This is a genomic window from Bremerella alba, assembly GCF_013618625.1.
GTDB classification, from domain to species: Bacteria; Planctomycetota; Planctomycetia; order Pirellulales; family Pirellulaceae; genus Bremerella; species Bremerella alba.
This window is the reverse complement of sequence record NZ_JABRWO010000013.1, coordinates 176499-194163: the sequence shown is the minus strand read 5'-3', so window position 1 is coordinate 194163 and position 17665 is coordinate 176499. Positions and strand designations below refer to the sequence as shown.

Annotated in this window: 15 protein-coding genes; 11 read left to right on the top strand and 4 right to left on the bottom strand. The window is 54.6% G+C overall.

Annotated features, from left to right (window positions below; translation table 11 throughout):
• Positions 1-255 precede the first annotated feature (255 nt).
• Both HOV93_RS21515 and HOV93_RS21510 read left to right on the top strand, forming a co-directional pair.
• A complete protein-coding gene (locus HOV93_RS21515) occupies positions 256-753 on the top strand; it encodes a class I SAM-dependent methyltransferase (RefSeq protein WP_207398606.1) in 498 nt (165 codons plus the stop codon).
• Positions 754-787: 34 nt separating this feature from the next.
• A complete protein-coding gene (locus HOV93_RS21510; RefSeq protein WP_207398605.1) occupies positions 788-1003 on the top strand; it encodes a hypothetical protein in 216 nt (71 codons plus the stop codon).
• A gap of 157 nt (positions 1004-1160) precedes the next feature.
• On the opposite strand, the gene HOV93_RS21505 is transcribed toward HOV93_RS21510, so the two are convergent.
• Positions 1161-2504: a PhoH family protein gene (locus HOV93_RS21505; RefSeq protein ID WP_207398604.1), complete on the bottom strand. Its 1344-nt coding sequence runs from the start codon at positions 2502-2504 to the stop codon at positions 1161-1163.
• Between the two features lie 506 nt (positions 2505-3010).
• On the opposite strand from HOV93_RS21505, the gene HOV93_RS21500 reads away from it, so the two are divergent.
• Positions 3011-4525 (top strand): FHIPEP family type III secretion protein, encoded by a 1515-nt coding sequence (locus tag HOV93_RS21500; protein WP_207398603.1) that lies wholly within the window; start codon positions 3011-3013, stop codon positions 4523-4525.
• A 76-nt stretch (positions 4526-4601) separates the two neighbouring features.
• On the opposite strand, the gene HOV93_RS21495 is transcribed toward HOV93_RS21500, so the two are convergent.
• The 3 genes from HOV93_RS21495 to HOV93_RS21485 all read right to left on the bottom strand — a co-directional run bounded on the left by HOV93_RS21495 (position 4602) and on the right by HOV93_RS21485 (position 7185).
• Positions 4602-5075 carry an FxsA family protein gene (locus HOV93_RS21495; protein WP_261358648.1) on the bottom strand — a complete coding sequence of 158 codons (474 nt, stop codon included), beginning with the start codon at positions 5073-5075 and terminating at the stop codon, positions 4602-4604.
• A 96-nt stretch (positions 5076-5171) separates the two neighbouring features.
• Entirely contained in the window at positions 5172-6335 is a 1164-nt protein-coding gene (bioF, locus tag HOV93_RS21490) for an 8-amino-7-oxononanoate synthase (protein WP_207398601.1), read from the bottom strand.
• 73 nt (positions 6336-6408) lie between these two features.
• On the bottom strand, positions 6409-7185 hold the full coding sequence (locus HOV93_RS21485; protein ID WP_207398600.1) for a hypothetical protein: 777 nt from the start codon (positions 7183-7185) through the stop codon (positions 6409-6411).
• A 179-nt stretch (positions 7186-7364) separates the two neighbouring features.
• Here HOV93_RS21485 and HOV93_RS21480 point away from each other — a divergent pair, with 179 nt between their 5' ends.
• The 8 genes from HOV93_RS21480 (at position 7365) to HOV93_RS21445 (ending at position 17665) form a co-directional block, all read left to right on the top strand.
• Entirely contained in the window at positions 7365-10427 is a 3063-nt protein-coding gene (locus HOV93_RS21480) for a YCF48-related protein (protein ID WP_207398599.1), read from the top strand.
• Positions 10428-10486: 59 nt separating this feature from the next.
• Positions 10487-11455 carry a hypothetical protein gene (locus HOV93_RS21475; RefSeq protein ID WP_207398598.1) on the top strand — a complete coding sequence of 323 codons (969 nt, stop codon included), beginning with the start codon at positions 10487-10489 and terminating at the stop codon, positions 11453-11455.
• 114 nt (positions 11456-11569) lie between these two features.
• A complete protein-coding gene (locus HOV93_RS21470) occupies positions 11570-12817 on the top strand; it encodes an aminotransferase class V-fold PLP-dependent enzyme (RefSeq protein WP_207398597.1) in 1248 nt (415 codons plus the stop codon).
• Between the two features lie 100 nt (positions 12818-12917).
• Positions 12918-13379 (top strand): hypothetical protein, encoded by a 462-nt coding sequence (locus tag HOV93_RS21465; protein ID WP_207398596.1) that lies wholly within the window; start codon positions 12918-12920, stop codon positions 13377-13379.
• A 35-nt stretch (positions 13380-13414) separates the two neighbouring features.
• On the top strand, positions 13415-14326 hold the full coding sequence (bufB, locus tag HOV93_RS21460) for an MNIO family bufferin maturase (RefSeq protein WP_207398643.1): 912 nt from the start codon (positions 13415-13417) through the stop codon (positions 14324-14326).
• Positions 14327-14330: 4 nt separating this feature from the next.
• Complete coding sequence (locus HOV93_RS21455) at positions 14331-15233, top strand: HvfC/BufC N-terminal domain-containing protein (protein WP_207398595.1); 903 nt, start codon at positions 14331-14333, stop codon at positions 15231-15233.
• Positions 15234-15603: 370 nt separating this feature from the next.
• Positions 15604-16803 carry a DUF3419 family protein gene (locus HOV93_RS21450; RefSeq protein ID WP_207398594.1) on the top strand — a complete coding sequence of 400 codons (1200 nt, stop codon included), beginning with the start codon at positions 15604-15606 and terminating at the stop codon, positions 16801-16803.
• Positions 16804-16930: 127 nt separating this feature from the next.
• Entirely contained in the window at positions 16931-17665 is a 735-nt protein-coding gene (locus tag HOV93_RS21445) for a class I SAM-dependent methyltransferase (protein WP_207398593.1), read from the top strand.

Here is a 17665-nt window from a genome sequence, read left to right as displayed (position 1 = left end):
CATCATTGCGTGTTCGTGAGAGCAAATCTGATCCCAAGCATCTATCGCCGGTTAGACATCCAGAATCATCCTATGTCCCAAGACTATTAGGTTAGAACACGAATGGAAAATCGCATTGCATCGTTACTGTATGACTTGGGCATAAGCGATCCTGACTCGATTGTCCCCTTTCATCCAAGAGTTCGAGATCGTGAGGATGTCGCTGTCTTGAAGTGCCAAAAGTCGGGCGTGATTTTTTTATCGCGATCCGATCACATGGATATCTCTTACTACGAAGGTAACGATAATTTCAGCTTCTGGGGTGCCTTGGAAAGAAAGGCGACCATCGCAGCGAAGTCCGAAGATACTCAACGGCGGTTTCAACAATTTGGAAGCGTCGTTGCCAATAAGAAATGGATGGACGTAGGGGCTGGCGCTGGGGCCGTTTTAGATGCTTTCTCGCCGCTTGCATCAGAAACAATCGCAGTCGAGCCTCAAGAAGAAGGGCGGCAGAGCATCGCGGAATCTGGATATGACGTGTACGGTTCTGTGGAAGAGGTGCCCCATGACGATATCGAGGTCGTCACCTTATTTCATGTATTTGAACACTTAATCGACCCAATCGGCACTGCGACGACATTGCGAAACAAGATGTCGGCAGGTGGAAAGATCGTGATTGAAGTTCCGCACGCCGAGGACTTTCTCATTTCCTTTCTAGATCTGGAAGAGTTTAAGTCTTTTACTTTCTGGAGTGAGCATTACTTTCTGGAGTGAGCATCTGATTTTGCACACTCGAAACAGCCTAAGGATGTTTTTAGAAAGAGCGGGCTTTGCGGAGATTTCGATAAAAGGCTTCCAGCGTTATCCGCTAGCCAATCACCTGCACTGGTTGGCTAAAGGAAAGGCTAGCGGCCACCTCAAGTGGAGTCAGCTGCGAACTCCAACGCTCGAGGCCGCCTACGGAGAGATGCTCGCAGGGCTTAACCAGACAGATACACTGATCGCGACCGCGACCGCTCCTTAATCGCCGCCCCGGCACGATTGGAAGGACTGGAGTTTCAACTCGCCTGAAATTCTTCTCGCTGTTGCCAGGGTTTCTGAAGGCGGTCTTTGGGTTGGTAACGAAAAATGCCCACGCTGGGCGTGGGCATTTGAGTGAACTTCGTGATTCGTAAATCGCTTTATAGCAGCTCGCTGGCAATATCGGCCAATTCCGACCGTTCGCCCTTCTCGAGCGAGATATGGGCGTATAGCTCTTGGCCTTTCATGCGGTTGATCATGTACGACAGTCCGTTGGACAGGCTATCCAGATACGGATGATCGATTTGGTTGATGTCGCCTGTGAAGACGACCTTGGTTCCTTCGCCGGCGCGGGTGATGATGGTTTTCACCTCGTGCGGGGTCAGGTTCTGGGCTTCGTCAACAATCATGTACATCCGCTGCAAGCTGCGCCCGCGGATGTAAGCCAGCGGCGTGATGACCAGCTTTTCCTGCTCCAGCATGCGGTTGATACGCTGGGCCTCTTTGTCGGTATCGTTGAATTGATGTCGGATTACCGAGAGGTTATCGAACAGCGGTTGCATGTACGGATCCATCTTCGCCGAGATATCGCCAGGCAAGTAACCCAGGTCTCGGTTGGAAAGTGGAACCACCGGGCGAGCCAACAAAATCTGACGATACGCGGACGAGCAAGCCAGAGCTGAGGACAACGCCAGCAGCGTCTTACCGGTACCTGCTTTGCCGGCCAGGGTGACCAGCTTGATGTTGTCGTCCATCAACGCTTTGATGGCAAAGACCTGTTCGGCGTTGCGTGGCTTGATGCCGTAGGGGCTGTATTTTTCAATTCGTCGCAGGGCTTGTTCTTCACCGTTGAAGGTCGCGAGAACGGACTTCGAGCCGTTTCTGAGAACAAAGTTTTCGTTCGCGATCGGGTCGCATACTTCCGGAAAGTCTTCCAGCTGAACGTGGCCTGAGTCTTGGTAGAAGCGGTCAATCTGTTCGGTGGTAATGTTCTCAAGAGTTCGACGGCCTGAGTAAAGGCTATCGAAGCTTTCGATTTTGTCGTTGACGTAGTCTTGCGACTGAATGCCCAGGCTCTTGGCCTTCATGCGAAGGTTTACGTCCTTAGTAATCAGGATGACACGGCGATCGTTGGCGTTACGCTGCAGATGCAAGGCCGTATTTAAAATGCGATTGTCAGGCGAATCATGGAGAAAGACTTGATGCAGGCGAGCATCGAGCTGATTTGTAAAGATGACCCTAAGGCGACCTTGGTTTTCGCCGAGAGGTGCTCCTTCTTCCGAGAGAAGATCGCCGGTCATTTGGTCGATCTGGCGAAGGAACTCGCGGGCCTGGAAATTAATGTCCTCGTTACCTTTTTTAAACCGATCCAGCTCTTCGAGGACGGTGATGGGCAAGGCCACATCGTGCTCCTCAAAGTTTTGGAACGATCTTGCGTCGTGCAAGATAACGTTGGTGTCGAGAACAAAAAGCTTCAACTGCGTCTGCACCGACTGAACAATCATGCGTTCTCCGTTTGCACGGGACCATGGGCACGCGTGAAGTGAAATGCCGAGTCGAAGGGCTACTTTGCGTCCCTGTTGGTCACATTCCATTGCTTTGCTGGATTGTGACCGAGGTGCCAGCTTGAGAAAAGCCCGCTTTTTCCTCGTAATCAAATTTTAAGCGAAAAAGCGAGCGGAACGAACTGGTTCATCTCGAAGTATTTCCGTGCTTTATTGAAGTATATCCTACAGGACATGTCCCTGTTTCTCCGGTTCGTCACGTTTTAGTACTTAGAACTTTTGCACGAATGACGTAACGTGTACTTGCGAGAAACTTTGCGGAACCTTCGCCAGAAATTTGCCGCTCCGGATAGTTTACCCAGGTGGACACCGCAAAGATCGAAAAACTCTGTTCTTTGAGTTGCCGCCAATTGGGGGCAATGCCTACAATCGAGCATAACATGGAAGCGGTTTCGCGGATGGTTGCGAGATCCAAGTCGTGCACCTTTTGAGACGAAAGGTTCTCAATGGATTATGCGTCGATTCTGGCTCGTTACATCGGCAGGGATGTTTATGTATCGACATTTGGCCACGTTCGCTTACGTGGAGAATTGGCCGCAGTTTACGAAGACTGCGTCCGTCTAATTAATGCCTCGACTTCGCAAGAGTCGGAGGATAGCCCTTGGTCTAGCTCCGTATCGGATTTTGGCGAAGATGGACCCCATGCAGATGGCTCGGAAGCCCTGGTCCATTTTCATCATATTGTCGCGATACGCTGTGCGGATGATGACTTGATGGACGTTCCGGTGCTGCCGGAATTTCATGCAGACTTGCCAGTACCGATCGTCGAGAGTGAAATCGCTTCAGCACCGGAGTCATCCCAGGAGCCCTGGGATGCATTTCTCGAAGTCGACCGTTTGACCCTGGAATTAGGGCAGAAACTGGTCAAGCTCGCTCATCCCGAGTCGACCGATATCATGCAGAGGACCTCGGCGATTCGCTGCCATTTGGCCGATTCAATGGGGATTGTCATTCCGCGTCTGCGGCTTCGGGATTCGCTCGATTTAGGCGATCAGGAATACCGAATTCTCATCGATCAATACGAGGTCGCACGTGGCCGACTTGGTCCTGGCCAGTATCTGGCCCTCGACATGGGAACCTCCAGTGGAACTCTACAGGGCGTCCGTGGAACGGATCCAACCTTTGGCGGACCAGGCATTTGGATTACCTCTGATCAGCAGCAGGAAGCGGAACAACTAGGGTACCTGGTGATTGATCCTTCCATGCTGGTGATCACGCATCTCCAGGAAACTTTGCGGCGACAAGCCCACGAGATTCTCACGTTGGGAGACGTTCGTGAAATGCTCGAACGGCTCCGAGATCGCAGCCCAGGCGAGTTCGACGAAGTCCGCTCGAGCCCGATGACAGTGTCCCTGCTGCACGCCGTTTTGCGGCGATTATTGGAAGAAGGCGAATCGATCAAGAACTTCTCGCGAATCGTCGAGATTCTTGCTTTGCACGGCCACCGCAATCAAGAGATCGAATCGCTCGTCGCCATGGTTCGCGTCCGGTTGGGTCGGCAACTCGTTCAGCGGTATATCGATACCGACGGGAAAGTCCATGCCATCGGGATCGACCGGGACTTGGAAGCCCCCCTGTTGCAAATGACCGATGAAGACGCCGGTCGGCACGTTCGCGGCTGGATGGAACGGCTTGTCGAAGTTTTACGGGAAGCGTTCCAACGACTGGACGATCAGCAGCGGCCGGTCGCGGTCATTGTTTCATCGGACCTGCGAAATCGCCTGTGGCAAATCCTATCGCCTCACTTCCCGCAGATTTCGGTCCTGGGTCTGGCCGAGATTCCACGAGGGACCGAAATCTACTGGCAGATGATTGTCTCGCCGGAAGAGGTCGGGGCGCTGGAAACGGCCGTCAAGCGAAATCCGCACCCGGCGGTGGCGAAGGACACAACCTATCGCCCCAGCAAGAGCAAGATTTCCGAGCACATGGCGGAAGAATTGCCACCGCGTCGCCCACGTTAACGCTACGACTAAACACTATAAAATGGCTATCCGGCGGCTTCGCAGGATAGCCATTTTTACTTTCTTGAGAGGACTTCTAGTCTTCCAACGCCTTGTGCTGTTTCGGTTCGGAAACGACATAGGAATCGACAATCTCCGATTTCTCTGGCGAACTAGAGTAGGTGCGGGTCTCTCCGTCCACGGTGGTGGTGGCTTGGATATTAAACTTCGACTTGGCCCAGGCCAGAAAGCGTTTCTTCATCCACTCGCGACAAGGGGGAATCAGCAGGGAGAAACCCAACGCATCGGTTAGCAGGCCTGGCGTCATCAGCATGGCTCCTGCCGCGAAGATCATCGCCGCATCGGCCATCGCGCTGCCAGGCATCTGTCCCGTTGCTAGCTGCGATTGAATCTTCTGCCAGGTCGAAAACCCTTGGCTGCGTGCCAAAAGCGTTCCCAGGATGCCAGTGAACAGTACGATGCCCAAAGTCACCAACCACCCTTCGTACTGGGCCAGCCACAGTAGCAAGGTGAGTTCCACTAAGGGAACGGTAACAAAGAGAGCAAGCAGTATGGCAAAAACTTGAATGGTTCTAATCCATGTTGAAAGGGGGTGGTCGCCTATCGAAATGATAACACGCAGTTATTCGTCGCCAATGTCGGAAGCTTAGAAACGAAGTTCTTCCAGTGCTTCCACCAACGTGTCCAGGTGCTGCCGCGTGTGTCCTGAGGAAAGACTGATCCGCAGCAGACACTCTCCGTCAGCTACTGATGGAGGTCGAATCCCAGGGACCAGCATGCCCCTGTCGAACAGCTTGGCGGAAAGCTGCATCGCCAAGGCTTCCGTCCCGACGATCACCGGAATGATCTGACTACGACAATCCCCCAGCCCCCACCCTTGTTTACGCAGCGCGTCTCTTAAAAACTTGGCACTTGCCATCAACGTCTGACGACGCTGGGGTTCCTTCTGCACGATTTGAAGTGCGGCAAGCATCGCCGCGGCATTGGCCGCCGGGGCCGCCGTGGAGAAGATATATGGCCGAGAGCGATTCACCAGATAGTCGATGAGCGTTTGGCTGCCGACGACAAAGCCGCCGTGTCCCCCTAAGGCCTTGCTGAACGTCCCGACGCGCACCGGCACGCGATCTTCGATGCCGAAATGTTCGCAGAGACCATGCCCTTGCTCGCCGAATACGCCGGTAGCGTGGGCCTCGTCGACCATTAGCATCGCGTCGTATTGTTCGGCCAGGTCGACCAACTCTGGCAGCGGGGCAATCGTGCCGTCCATGCTGAAGAGCGTATCGGTCACGATCAATCGCCGCCGAAATGTCCCGCACTGTTTCAACAGGTTTTCCAGGTAGTCGACATCGCGATGGGGATAAACGCGCACAGTCGCTTTGGAAAGCCGAGTGCCGTCGATGATACTGGCATGATTCTTTTCGTCGCTAAGGATGACGTCGCCTCGATCGGTGAGCGCGTCGATCGTTCCGGCGTTTGCAGCAAAGCCGCTCGAAAATACCAGAGAGGCCTGGGTCCCTTCAAACTGGGCCAGTTCAGCTTCGAGCCGGGCCTGGTCGTTTCCTCGGCCGGTGATGAGCGGGCTGGCGCCACTTCCCCATCCTTCTGCGGTGATGGCTTCCCGGGCCGCATCGCCTAAGCGAGCATCTGCAGCCAGATCGAGGTAATCGTTGCTACCGAAGTTAATGAGTTTGGTTTCTTTCCACGAAACGGTTGCTCCTTGTGCGGTTGAGCGAACGTGAATGGCACGTCGACGCTCCATCGCTTGAAGGAGATCAAGTTGTTCGGGAATCCAAGCAAGCGGGTCAAACATGGGGTTCTCGCGGAATAGTAGGATACCCTCTTATTATTTCGCAAGTGCGCTTACCGCTCAAACGGGCTTGACCCTAGTTCAACAACTGCTTCTTGAGATAGTCGAGCAGGTCGAGCTTAACGGTGCCGTTTTCCAGCTCTTTGGCAATTGCTTTATTCGCTTCACGAACGAGCTTTTCCTCCTTGCCAGAGAGCTTCTTAGCGAGTTTACCTTCGAGTTGTTCGCCGATTTGCTCGGCAACTTCGCCGTGAGCTTTGCCGATGCGGTGGACGTAGAACCGCTCGAGTTCGATCGCACCGCCGGTGACCGTGGGCGTCAATTCGGCCGTCGATACGAACGTCGACATGTCCCATTTGCTGTCAAGTTGGACATCGAGACGAATCTTCACAGTCGCTTCAGCGACAACACTCACGCCGAGCAGACGCACATCGCGGACCCATTGTTGAAATTCGGCCTCACCCTGAAACTCGACTCGGGCATGAATCTGGCAGGTCGAACGCATGGGGCCCACGTTCAATTCTTCAATCCAAATCCGGACATGCTGATTCGGGGCTTCAATATGCCCCAGATAGCGAACCCAGTCGCCATGGTTCTGAGCTTCGCGAACGCGTTCGAGCTTCAAGCTATGCCATTTGCCGCGGACTTTTAGCCGCTTGGTGAACTCGTGAGTGCGCCCCCAGTCCGATTCGTCTTTGAAAGACGAGGGAAGCGACCGATGGACGGCATCTTCCAAAATGGGGGAAAGAATCTTCTCGAAGTCGGCCTGGGGTGCGGCTGATAGCAGCGATGGCAACAGCAAGCAAATGCCGCAAACCATCAGAGGCAAAGTTCTCCAGTTTTGCAGCGGCATGGGTGTCTCCCCCAGGAAAGTATGGATCCTATCTATTGTTTATCGCAATTTTCTCGATTTGGTTCGCACGAATTCTCTAAAGTCGGACGAACCGGATTGGCACGATTGTGCGAATTCTTCTAAGATTCCGTCCAAACTCTCGTACGCTTCTCCCCTCTGATATCATCGTGGTTTCGCGAATGAACGGACTCATTCCAGCCTTAGGTCGACTTCTGCCTAACGCGTTATTGTTGACATGCCTGACGGTGCTAGCATCTCCGGCCCAGGCCGAGGTGCCGGGTACCTGGTACTTGGATGCTCAGCTAAACGACGTGACCTTCGTAGATGATCGGCACGGTCTTGCCGTCGGCGACCACGGTGCCATCTGGCACACCGATAACGGGGGACTTGAGTGGAAGCAGATTCCCTCAGGCACCGATGCCCATCTCGCAAGTGTCTACTTCACCGATTCGCGGCACGGTTGGGCCGTGGGCGGCTATCAGCAGCCTTACAGCACCCAGACACGTGGCGTTGTGCTCACGACCAGCGATGGTGGCATGTCATGGAACGCGATGCCAGAGCAGTCGTTGCCCAAGTTGACCGGTGTGCGATTTGAAGATACTCGGCATGGCTGGGCCGTGGGTCATGGTTCGCACATGTTTCCCACCGGAATGTTTGAAACCAACGATGGTGGCCGCAGTTGGCGAAGCTTGCCCGGCACTCAGAACACTCGCTTTGAAAAGTTTGCCGTGTTGCCTGGTGGTGAACTCTTGCTGGCAGGCGTCAGTGGTAATCTCTCGCTGGCCGATCGCGGCGGCATTCGTAAGCCCACGATTCTGGTCGATCCGCTAAGAGATATGCAGGATATCGTCGTCGCAGGTGCCAAAGACGCAACCGTCGTAGGCGAAGGGGGACTTATTCTCAATTCGACCAACGCGGGGACTTCGTGGGAAGTTGTCGCCCCGGGACCGCTACAGCAAACCGATCGACAGGTCGACTTTCACGCCGTCGAGCGTCTGGGAAAACAGGTCTGGATCGCCGGCGACCCAGGCAGTTTTGTGCTGCACTCAAGCAACGGCGGGCAATCGTTCACCACGCAGAAGCTGCCCACTACGGCAACCATTCGCGCGATCTTCTTTCGCAGCGAAACGACCGGTTGGGCCGTCGGCTCACTAGGAACCATTTTGCATACCAAGGATGGAGGTCAAACATGGAGCGTGCAGCGGCAAGGGGGCCAGCGGTTGGCGCTGTTAGGAATCTTTCACGACTCGTCGATCATTCCTTATGAACTGGTGAGTCATCACGCTGGTTCGCAGGGCTATTTGACTGGTATGGAAGTAATCAATCGTCCTATGCCGCAAACTGGAAAACCACGTCCCCCTTTAAGAGACGCTCTGTTGCATAGCGGAGCGAACTTCGGTCACACGGCCTGGCAGTTTCCGGCCCATGACGTGCAACTTAAGTTGACCGGCGATCAAATGGCCAAGACCTGGGACGCCGCCAACGACGGTCAGGGGCTCGCTGCCGCAGAAAGCTACCTGGTCCAACGCATTCGCCAATGGAAACCCACCGTGGTGCTGACCGACTATGCCGATCCGACCGGTAAAGATCCTTTGGCCTACATGGTCAACCAACTCGTGCTTCGTGCCGTGGAGAAAGCTGGCGACGCCGATAGCTTCCCCGAACAACAAGCCGAACTGGGGCTCGCACCGTGGAAGGTTGCCCGAGTCTGCAGTGTGGTGCCGGAAGGTCAAAACGGCTCGATCACCTTGAATACGACGCAGATCTCGCCGCAGCTCGCCATGTCTTTATCGGAACATGCTGGCGTGTCACGAGGCGTTGCAACGGGCAAGCTGAGCAGTTCACCTTCCACGTTGGAAATGAAGGTTTTACGTTCGTCAGGCCTTCTCGAAGGCCGCTTGAGTGACATCTTTACGGGGCTTTCGGTCCCTGCTGGTAAAGGGGCCCGGCGACCACCTCAGCAAATGTCGCTGGTCGATTTGGCGCAGCTTCAAAGGGCAGCTCAGAAGCGGCGGAATATGTTCGAGATGATCAACCATTCCGCCAAGGACGAGCAGCGGGGAGCATTGCTTTTAGGGCAGATGCTTAAGCTGTCGGAAGACTTGCCGCCGGCACGCAGCGTGGAAGTTCTTTCGCACCTGGCAGAAAAGGCCAACGAGAATGGCAACTTGACTCTGTCCGCTGATATGCATCATCAGATTGTTCGCAAGTTTCCCACCCACGTCCTTGCCGAGCGTTCCGCCGCGTGGCTACTAGCCTATTACGCGAGCAGCGAAATGCAGTTTCTTAACCGCGACTCGGTTGAATTCGCTGCTCCGACGGCACCCAAGGAAATGAATGCAGAGGAAGAGACATCCGATGCCAGCGAGATCGCAACCGTTTCGTTCAACGACCCTACCAACTACAAAAGTCCAACCAAATCGCCGGAACGTGCCGCGAAGTTGATCGCTGAATTGAACCAAAACATGCCCCATGTTTTGGCCGATCCTTCTTTGGCATTTCTGTTAGAACGATTGCATGCCGAGCAAGGCCATTCTCGCCAGGGAGAATCCTACATTCGACGTTTGTTGAACCTGGGACAAGAAAACGCCTGGTGTCGACGCGCTCAATGGGAGCTTGTTTTAGGGCGTGGCAATAGTCAGGTCGATGCCCCAATCGTGGCGGCTAACTACGAAGACTCGAAGCCGGTCCTCGATGGCCGTTTGAATGATCGTGTTTGGCAAACGGGCAAGCCGGTCGATTTCCAGGCAGGCACTCTATCACCTGAAGCGGGGGCACCGCCGGCCGCAATGATTGTGGGCTTTGATGAAGATTATTTGTATCTCGCGATTCGGTGCATGAAGTCGAAAAACTTCCACTACGAAGCTCCTGGAGAGCGGCCACGCGAGCGTGACGCAGACCTCACCTCGAGTGATCGTGTTCGTATTTATCTCGATCTCGATCGCGACTATGCCACCTCGTATTGCTTGTCGGTTGACTACCGAGGAAGGACGGCCGATTCGCTTTCTGGCAATCTGACGTGGAACCCCAACTGGTATGTTGCCGCCGATCAGGATGAATCGACCTGGACGATTGAAGCGGCCATACCTTTCCGTGAATTGTCTGGCCAATTGCTCCAACCAGGCGATACCTGGGGGATGGCCGTGCAACGCGTGATGGTTAGCGAAGGAACCGAAGCTTGGCCTTCAAGTGCCCTGTATGAAATGGGGCCTGCGGAGTTCGGTCTCTTGCAATTTCGATAAATCTGCTTAGAACCTAGCGAGTTGAAACAAACAGAGTTCTCTCGCAAGCGGCAATAAGCGTGGCATATCTGATTGGAATCGATGAAGCCGGATATGGCCCAAATCTGGGGCCACTGGTCATCGGTGGCACCGTCTGGAATGTCGGCGACCGCCACGCAGACCTGGCAAGTCTTGAACTCTACGATCTGCTGAAAGAAGCCGTTTCGCGCAAGCCATCGCGCAAGCATCTGGCGATTGCTGATTCTAAGGTGGTGTACGGCAAGCGAGACGATCTTTCACTACTGGAAGAAGCCGTTCTGGCGACCGGCAGTCATCTACCGCATATCCATCCCATCTGGCAAGGATGCTGTGAGCCAGACCTGGGCGACGCCGTCCCTCAAGACTTAGCCCCTTGGTATTTAGGCTGGGAGCATGCCTGTCCGACACACGCTACGGTCGAAATGGTGGCTGAGCGAACATCGCAGTTCACGCATGCTTGTCAGGCAAGCGGCGTGTCGCTGGCCCATGTTCGGAGCGTATTTCTGACTGAGAAGACTTACAACGAACGTCTCGCCAGAATTGGCAACAAGAGCACGGTCCTCTCGCACGCCTCGCTTGGTCTAGTGCGGCGACTGCTGAAAGACATGCAAACCGCGTCACCCCAGGCTGTGCGGATTGTGTGCGACAAACATGGCGGGAGAGACTACTACGCAGGGCTCTTACAGCATTTCTTTCCTGATACCTGGTGGCAGATTCTCGAAGAGTCGCGCAGCGTAAGCCGCTATATGGGTGATATTGGCCCCACACAGGTGTCGGTCGAGTTCCGCTCGAAGGGGGAGGCGTTTCTGCCTACCGCGCTGGCATCGATTTATGCGAAGTTTCACCGCGAAGTCGCGATGCGAGCCATCAACGCCTACTGGGCGAAACAGGTACCCGGAATTGCCGAGACGGCCGGCTATCCGGTAGACGCGGCTCGCTTCGCGAAACAGACCGAGGCGTGTCGTAAAGAACAGAAGATCCCGTGGGAGACTTTCTGGCGACTCAAGTAACAAGACCGAACCGCTCGTTGTCGATCTGGGTCTAGGGGAATAAAATAACCAAAGTATGCGAAAAATAGACGGCGACCCGAGCCGTCGTTTCCCCCTCAACAGAATCACGAGTCCATGGCCACTTTCGACGTGGAATCGCAATTGGATGTCAAGCGCATCCGAGCCGATTTCCCTATCCTGCATCAAGTTGACGAAGAACAGCATCCCCTCGTCTACCTAGACAACGGTGCCAGCAGCCAACGCCCTAAGTCGGTGATCGACTGTTTAAGTAATGTCTACCAAAGGTATTACGCGAATGTTCATCGAGGTGCCCATCGTCTGAGCGGAGAGTCGACCGATCTATTCGAAGAGGCACGTCGCGCCGTTCAGCGGTTTTTGGGGGCATCGTCGGAGAACGAGGTGATCTTCACCAGCGGGACCACCATGGGCATCAATCTGGTCGCTCGCAGTTGGGGGGATGCCAATATCACCGCAGGCGACGAGATTCTAGTAACCGAGATGGAGCACCACTCCAATCTCGTACCCTGGCATCAACTGGCCCAGAGAACCGGAGCGAAGATCCGTGCCATCGCGGTCACCGAAGACGGCCAGTTGGACCTCGATTCGCTTCCGATGCTTTTGACCGAACGGACCAAGATTGTCGCAGTCGCGGCAGTTTCTAACGTACTGGGGACCATCAACCCGGTCGCTCAGATCACTGCGGCAGCGCATGCCGTGGGAGCCAAGGTTCTGGTCGACGCGGCACAGGCAGTGCCGCACGAAGCGATCGACGTCGGTGGCTGGGATGCCGATTTTGTGGCATTCAGTGGCCACAAAATGTTGGGGCCGTCCGGCGTGGGCGTGCTGTATGGCAAGCAATCGCTGCTGGAAGAAATGCCACCGTTTTTGGGCGGGGGAAGCATGATCGATACGGTTGAGATCGATCATTTCACGCCTGCCATGTTGCCGGCGAAGTTTGAAGCCGGTACGCCGCCCATTGCCGATGCGATTGCAATGATTCCCGCGATTGAGTACCTGGAACAAGTCGGCTTGGCTCGCATTTTACAGCACGAGCAAGCGTTGGCCGCGTATGCTCACCAGTTGTTGGCCGATGTGCCAGGCCTGAAAATCTACGGGCCAGACGTCAGCAAGAAGGCCGGCATCGTTAGCTTTACGATCGAAGGCCTCGCCGCGAGTGACATCGCCACATTTCTAGATGGACGTGGGATTGCTGTGCGTGAGGGGCATCACTGCACGCTGCCGCTGCATAAGAAGTTGGGGATCAGTGCGAGTGTTCGGGCCAGTTTCTATCTGTACAACACGCAAGAAGAAGTCGAAAAACTAGCGAATGCCGTGAAAACGACCGTCAAATTTTTCGGTTAAACCGTATTCCAGATCACCAGACGGTGCTTCCTCAATCCGTTAGACTAGTCCTTACACACGATCACCACCCCGATCCTTTTCGGACAGGAAACCCAGGCAAATGTCTCAAAAAGATTACACCCGCCGCGATTTTCATATGCTTTCTGCTGCGGCCCTGAGTGGGATGTTGGCAGCCGGAACGATCGGTTGCGGATCTCAGCCCGCTGCTAAGACCGGCGAAGAAGACGGCGGTTCCCCTGCAGAAGGTAGAGACACGTCCACTGTCGCCAAGCACGCTTGCCGTGGTTTGAACGAATGTAAGGGACAAGGAGCCAAAGGCACCAACGAATGTGCAGGGGCAGGCAACTGTGCGACTGTCGAGCATCACATTTGCGGCGGCCACAACGACTGCAAAGGGCAAGGTGGCTGCGGTAAAACGCCAGGGGCCAACGAATGTGCCGGCAAAGGTGGTTGCGGTATTCCCATGACCGGTGGCATGTGGAAGAAGGCCCGCGAACTGTTTGAAGAGCGCATGAAGGAAAAGGAAGTCGAATTGAACCCTGCTCCGGAACCGACTGCTTAAGTCGCCGATCTCGCCTAAGAGACTGAGAAGTGATTATGCCACAGCCGCGGCTTGGCCACGAAAATTTGGGATTGGGGGTCGGACTGCGTGCCCCCCATTTCACGCATATTTTAAAGCACTGGCCTGCGGTCGACTGGTTCGAGATCATCTCCGAGAACTTCATCGACTCGCAGGGCCGGCCCAGGTATGTCTTGGATCAGATTGCCGAGCGATACCCGATTGTGATGCACGGTGTGTCTCTCTCGATCGGCAGCACCGATTCGCTCGACTTCGATTATCTTGCGAAGCTAAAGTCTCTCTCCCAGGCGATTGGTGCCAAGTGGGTTTCGGATCACGTTTGCTGGACAGGCGTTTCCGGCCAAAACACGCACGACCTCTTGCCGATTCCTTACAACGAGGAAACACTCCAGCACGTCGCTCAGCGTGTTCGTCAGGTGCAAGATTTCCTCGAACGCCCGCTGATCCTGGAAGATCCCAGCAGTTATATCACCTTCGCCGCATCGACGATGAGCGAGTGGGAGTTTCTGACCGCGCTGACCATAGAGACCGGCTGCGGGCTACTGCTCGATGTAAACAACGTGTACGTTTCAGCCGTCAATCACGACTTCGATCCGGTGCAGTACATCGAGAACCTTCCCTGGGAGAGCATCGTTCAGTTTCATCTGGCTGGGCACACCAACATGGGCGACTACTGCATTGATACGCACGACGGCCATGTCATCGACCCGGTTTGGAAACTCTATCGCTTGGCCCACGAGCGAACCGGTGGTGTTTCTACGCTTTTGGAATGGGACGCTAATATCCCTGATTTTCCCACGCTGCATGCCGAGGTCCTCAAGGCGAAGAAGTTTATCCAGGGGGAAACGATTGTCGTCGAAGAATCGACCGACGCCAGCCACGCGGCCGTTCCCCACCCTGCGCATCGTATCGAGCACGAAGTGAACTAGATCGATGACTGACAACAAGCCGAACGCGACCAACTTACCGGTTCTTCAAAAATGGTTGCAGTCGGTGATTACGAATGTGGATGGGGTGGTCGAAGGGATCGATGCGCCCGATGCACAACGGCATATCTCGGTCGATTCATCGCAGATCGAATCGGTGGTGACCCGCAGCGACCGGCGGACCAGTATTCAGCGGCTGGAGGTGTACGCGCATGCCTACTATGCCCGCCTAGTGGAGTGTCTGAAGTCGATCTACCCGTTGTTTGCTAAGACCGTCGGGGACGAGCTATTCGATCAGTTCGCGATCGCCTACCTGCAACAGTATCCGTCGCGGTCGTACACGCTGAATCGACTGGGGAGTCGGTTTCCTGACTTTCTGGAAGAGACCAGTCCGACCCAAGGTATCCAAGAGTTAGGCTTTGAAGACTTTCTGGTAGGGCTTGCCGTGGCCGAGCGTTCCATCGACGCGATCTTCGATGGGCCAGGCGTAGAGCAGCAAGAGGTGATGTCGCCAGCCCAGTTGGAAGGCATCTCGCCGACAGCGTTCGCGGAGGCAACGTTCCAGATGGTGCCGTGCCTGAGACTGCACTCTTTTCCCTTCCCGATCAGTGACTTCATCACATCCATCAAACAAGAGGCCCAGGCAGCAATTCCAGAAGCCGCACCCAGTTGGCTCGCTTTGTCACGCCAAGACTATGTCGTCCGTCGCGTGCCTCTTACGTGTTGGGAATACCATCTTCTGTCGCGGCTTGCCGAAGGACAGAGCGTTTCCCAGGCAATCGAAGGCGCGGTGATCGAGGCCGGCTCGTCGGATGATTTCCCTGAATTGCTAGCAGCCGCTTTCCAAAAATTCACTCGCGAGCAGTTCTTTCTGGCAATTGATGTCTCTTCTGAGCGAAGAGAGTGCTAGGCACCATATTCCTGAAGTTAAGACCATTGCCGAGGTTTTAACCTCGCGGATTGAATGGGAGCCACCTGATTGATCGTTTATTGATAACCCCCTCTTTTTCCATGTTCTCTATGGCAAAAGTTTCCTGACATTCCTTGGGAACTTAACCAACGCATCAGCATTGCCCGTCCGGATCCCGAGAATGGGTAAATCTTATGTAAGAAGCGAGGAAATGGAGGGGGAATGGGAGGCACCGTGGCTTGTGATCGGTATCAGAGCCCCTACAATCAATGAGTTACCTTGGAGTGCTGGTTCTGGTGCTCCATTGATTGGCAGGGTTACCGACTCGGTTTCCCCCTTCCTTGCCTGATCTAGTTCTTTGAGGGCCGCAATGGCATTGGTTAGCTGGGTTCGAGGTCGTGTTTTTAACTTCGTTCACCGTAACAACTTAGTGTACAATACCTGCTGGGAAGACCCTCGCTTAGATCGGGTCGCCCTGGAGATTCAACCCCATCACAATGTGATGGTGATCACGTCGGCAGGCTGCAATGCGCTAGATTATGTTCTGGCCGGAGCCAACCATGTCTATGCCGTCGATATGAATCCACGGCAAAATGCGCTTTTGGATCTCAAGAAAGCGGGAATCCAGAATTTGGAGTATGAAGACTTCTTCTCCATGTTCGGGAAAGGCCAGTTGCTCGACTTCAAGGACACCTACAAGTCGAAACTGCGAAATTCGCTGCCGGAATGGTCACGCAGTTATTGGGATCGGAAGATCAAGTACTTCCGTCCTCGCAAGAAGCGAAGCTTCTACTTCCGTGGGACATCCGGAGCGTTCGCCAAGGTGGTGAACATGTATGTCGAGAATGTCCTGCGAATGCGACCGCAAGTTCTCGATTTGCTGGATGCCAAAACTCTGGAAGAGCAACGTGAGATCTTTGAGGTCATCGACCGAAAGTTGTGGACCGGGCCTCTCAAGTTTGCGATGAGCCGGGACACCACCTGGAGCTTGGTCGGGGTGCCTCGTGCCCAACGCGAGCATCTCGAGAAGCAGTACTCCAACGGTATCGTGGACTTCGTGCAAGACAACATGCGGGCCGTCTTCGCTGAACTTCCAATCCAGGACAACTACTTCTGGCGTGTATACGTGACGGGGCAATACACCGAAGATTGCTGTCCCGAATATCTCAAGCCAGATAACTTTCAGAAATTGAAGGACGGCTTGGTGCACAAGGTCAGCACGCATACCGATTCGGTGCAGCACTTCCTCGAGAAGCATGACGGGCACCCAATTCATCGTTTGGTGCTGTTGGATCATCAAGACTGGCTGACCGACAAACTTTACTTCGCCCTGGTCAACGAATGGCAGGCCATTGCCAATCGAATGGAAGGGGAAGACGATACCCGCATTATCTGGCGAACAGGCGGCCTGAACACCGATTTTATCGATGAAGTCGAGATCACTCATCAAGGTCAGAAGAAGCAGGTCGGCGAATTGCTGACCTATAACCAGCAACTGGCTGAAGAGCTTCACGTCAAAGATCGCGTGCACACCTACGGGGCGTTCCGAATCGCGGATATCGCTGCCTAAACAACACCGGTTCCCGCACACTTCGCAAGGGAAAGGGATGAGAAACGGGCTCTCGTTTCACCCCCTCACCCTAACCTTCTCCCCCACGGGGCGAGGGGAAATGAAAGGACACCTCGAGGAGCATCGGATGAGTCTGGCTTCGGATCTGAAAGTCTTGTATCACCTTGCCGTGAAGCCGGTGAAAGGGGACAACCACGCCCAGCGGCTTGATAGCTTTTACAGCGGTCAGGCCGGCGCGTACGATGACTTTCGCAAACGCCTGCTCAAAGGGCGGGAAGAGATGTACCGTTCGATCGAGCCACCGCAAGATGCCGTGTGGGTCGACATGGGAGGCGGGACCGGCTCGAATCTCGAGTTCATCGCGGATCGTATCGGCAACCTGAAGCAGGCCTATGTGGTTGATCTGGCTTCGTCTCTTTTGAAGGTATGCGACGATCGCATCAAGCAGCGCGGTTGGAGCAACGTGAAAACGGTGGAAGCAGACGCTACTGCCTGGACACCAGACGAAGGGTACGCCGACGTAGTAACGTTCTCTTACTCGCTGACGATGATCCCCGATTGGTTCGCGGCGATGGAAAATGCTTTACGGATTTTGAAGCCGGGTGGCACGATCGGTGTGGTCGATTTCTACGTTTCGCGTAAATTCCCCGACGAGTCGCTCAAGCGTCATCCGTGGTTCACACGTAGTTTCTGGCCGGTTTGGTTTGCGTCGGACAATGTCTTTCCGTCGCGCGATCATGTCCCCTATTTGCAGCGGCACTTTGAAACCACCAACTTGGAAGAGAACCGCGCCAAGGTTCCTTACCTGTTATGGTTTAAGACACCGTATTACATCTTTACCGGCACAAAACGCGAGGCGTAG

What these genes read in the sequence shown, in the direction of transcription:
- HOV93_RS21515 (WP_207398606.1), top strand. Translation starts at nt 256, where the DNA reads ATGGATATCTCTTACTACGAAGGTAACGATAATTTCAGCTTCTGGGGT.
- HOV93_RS21510 (WP_207398605.1), top strand. Translation starts at nt 788, where the DNA reads ATGTTTTTAGAAAGAGCGGGCTTTGCGGAGATTTCGATAAAAGGCTTC.
- HOV93_RS21505 (WP_207398604.1), bottom strand. Translation starts at nt 2,504, where the DNA reads ATGATTGTTCAGTCGGTGCAGACGCAGTTGAAGCTTTTTGTTCTCGAC.
- HOV93_RS21500 (WP_207398603.1), top strand. Translation starts at nt 3,011, where the DNA reads ATGGATTATGCGTCGATTCTGGCTCGTTACATCGGCAGGGATGTTTAT.
- bioF (WP_207398601.1), bottom strand. Translation starts at nt 6,335, where the DNA reads ATGTTTGACCCGCTTGCTTGGATTCCCGAACAACTTGATCTCCTTCAA.
- HOV93_RS21485 (WP_207398600.1), bottom strand. Translation starts at nt 7,185, where the DNA reads ATGCCGCTGCAAAACTGGAGAACTTTGCCTCTGATGGTTTGCGGCATT.
- HOV93_RS21480 (WP_207398599.1), top strand. Translation starts at nt 7,365, where the DNA reads ATGAACGGACTCATTCCAGCCTTAGGTCGACTTCTGCCTAACGCGTTA.
- HOV93_RS21470 (WP_207398597.1), top strand. Translation starts at nt 11,570, where the DNA reads ATGGCCACTTTCGACGTGGAATCGCAATTGGATGTCAAGCGCATCCGA.
- HOV93_RS21465 (WP_207398596.1), top strand. Translation starts at nt 12,918, where the DNA reads ATGTCTCAAAAAGATTACACCCGCCGCGATTTTCATATGCTTTCTGCT.
- bufB (WP_207398643.1), top strand. Translation starts at nt 13,415, where the DNA reads ATGCCACAGCCGCGGCTTGGCCACGAAAATTTGGGATTGGGGGTCGGA.
- HOV93_RS21455 (WP_207398595.1), top strand. Translation starts at nt 14,331, where the DNA reads ATGACTGACAACAAGCCGAACGCGACCAACTTACCGGTTCTTCAAAAA.
- HOV93_RS21450 (WP_207398594.1), top strand. Translation starts at nt 15,604, where the DNA reads ATGGCATTGGTTAGCTGGGTTCGAGGTCGTGTTTTTAACTTCGTTCAC.
- HOV93_RS21445 (WP_207398593.1), top strand. Translation starts at nt 16,931, where the DNA reads ATGAGTCTGGCTTCGGATCTGAAAGTCTTGTATCACCTTGCCGTGAAG.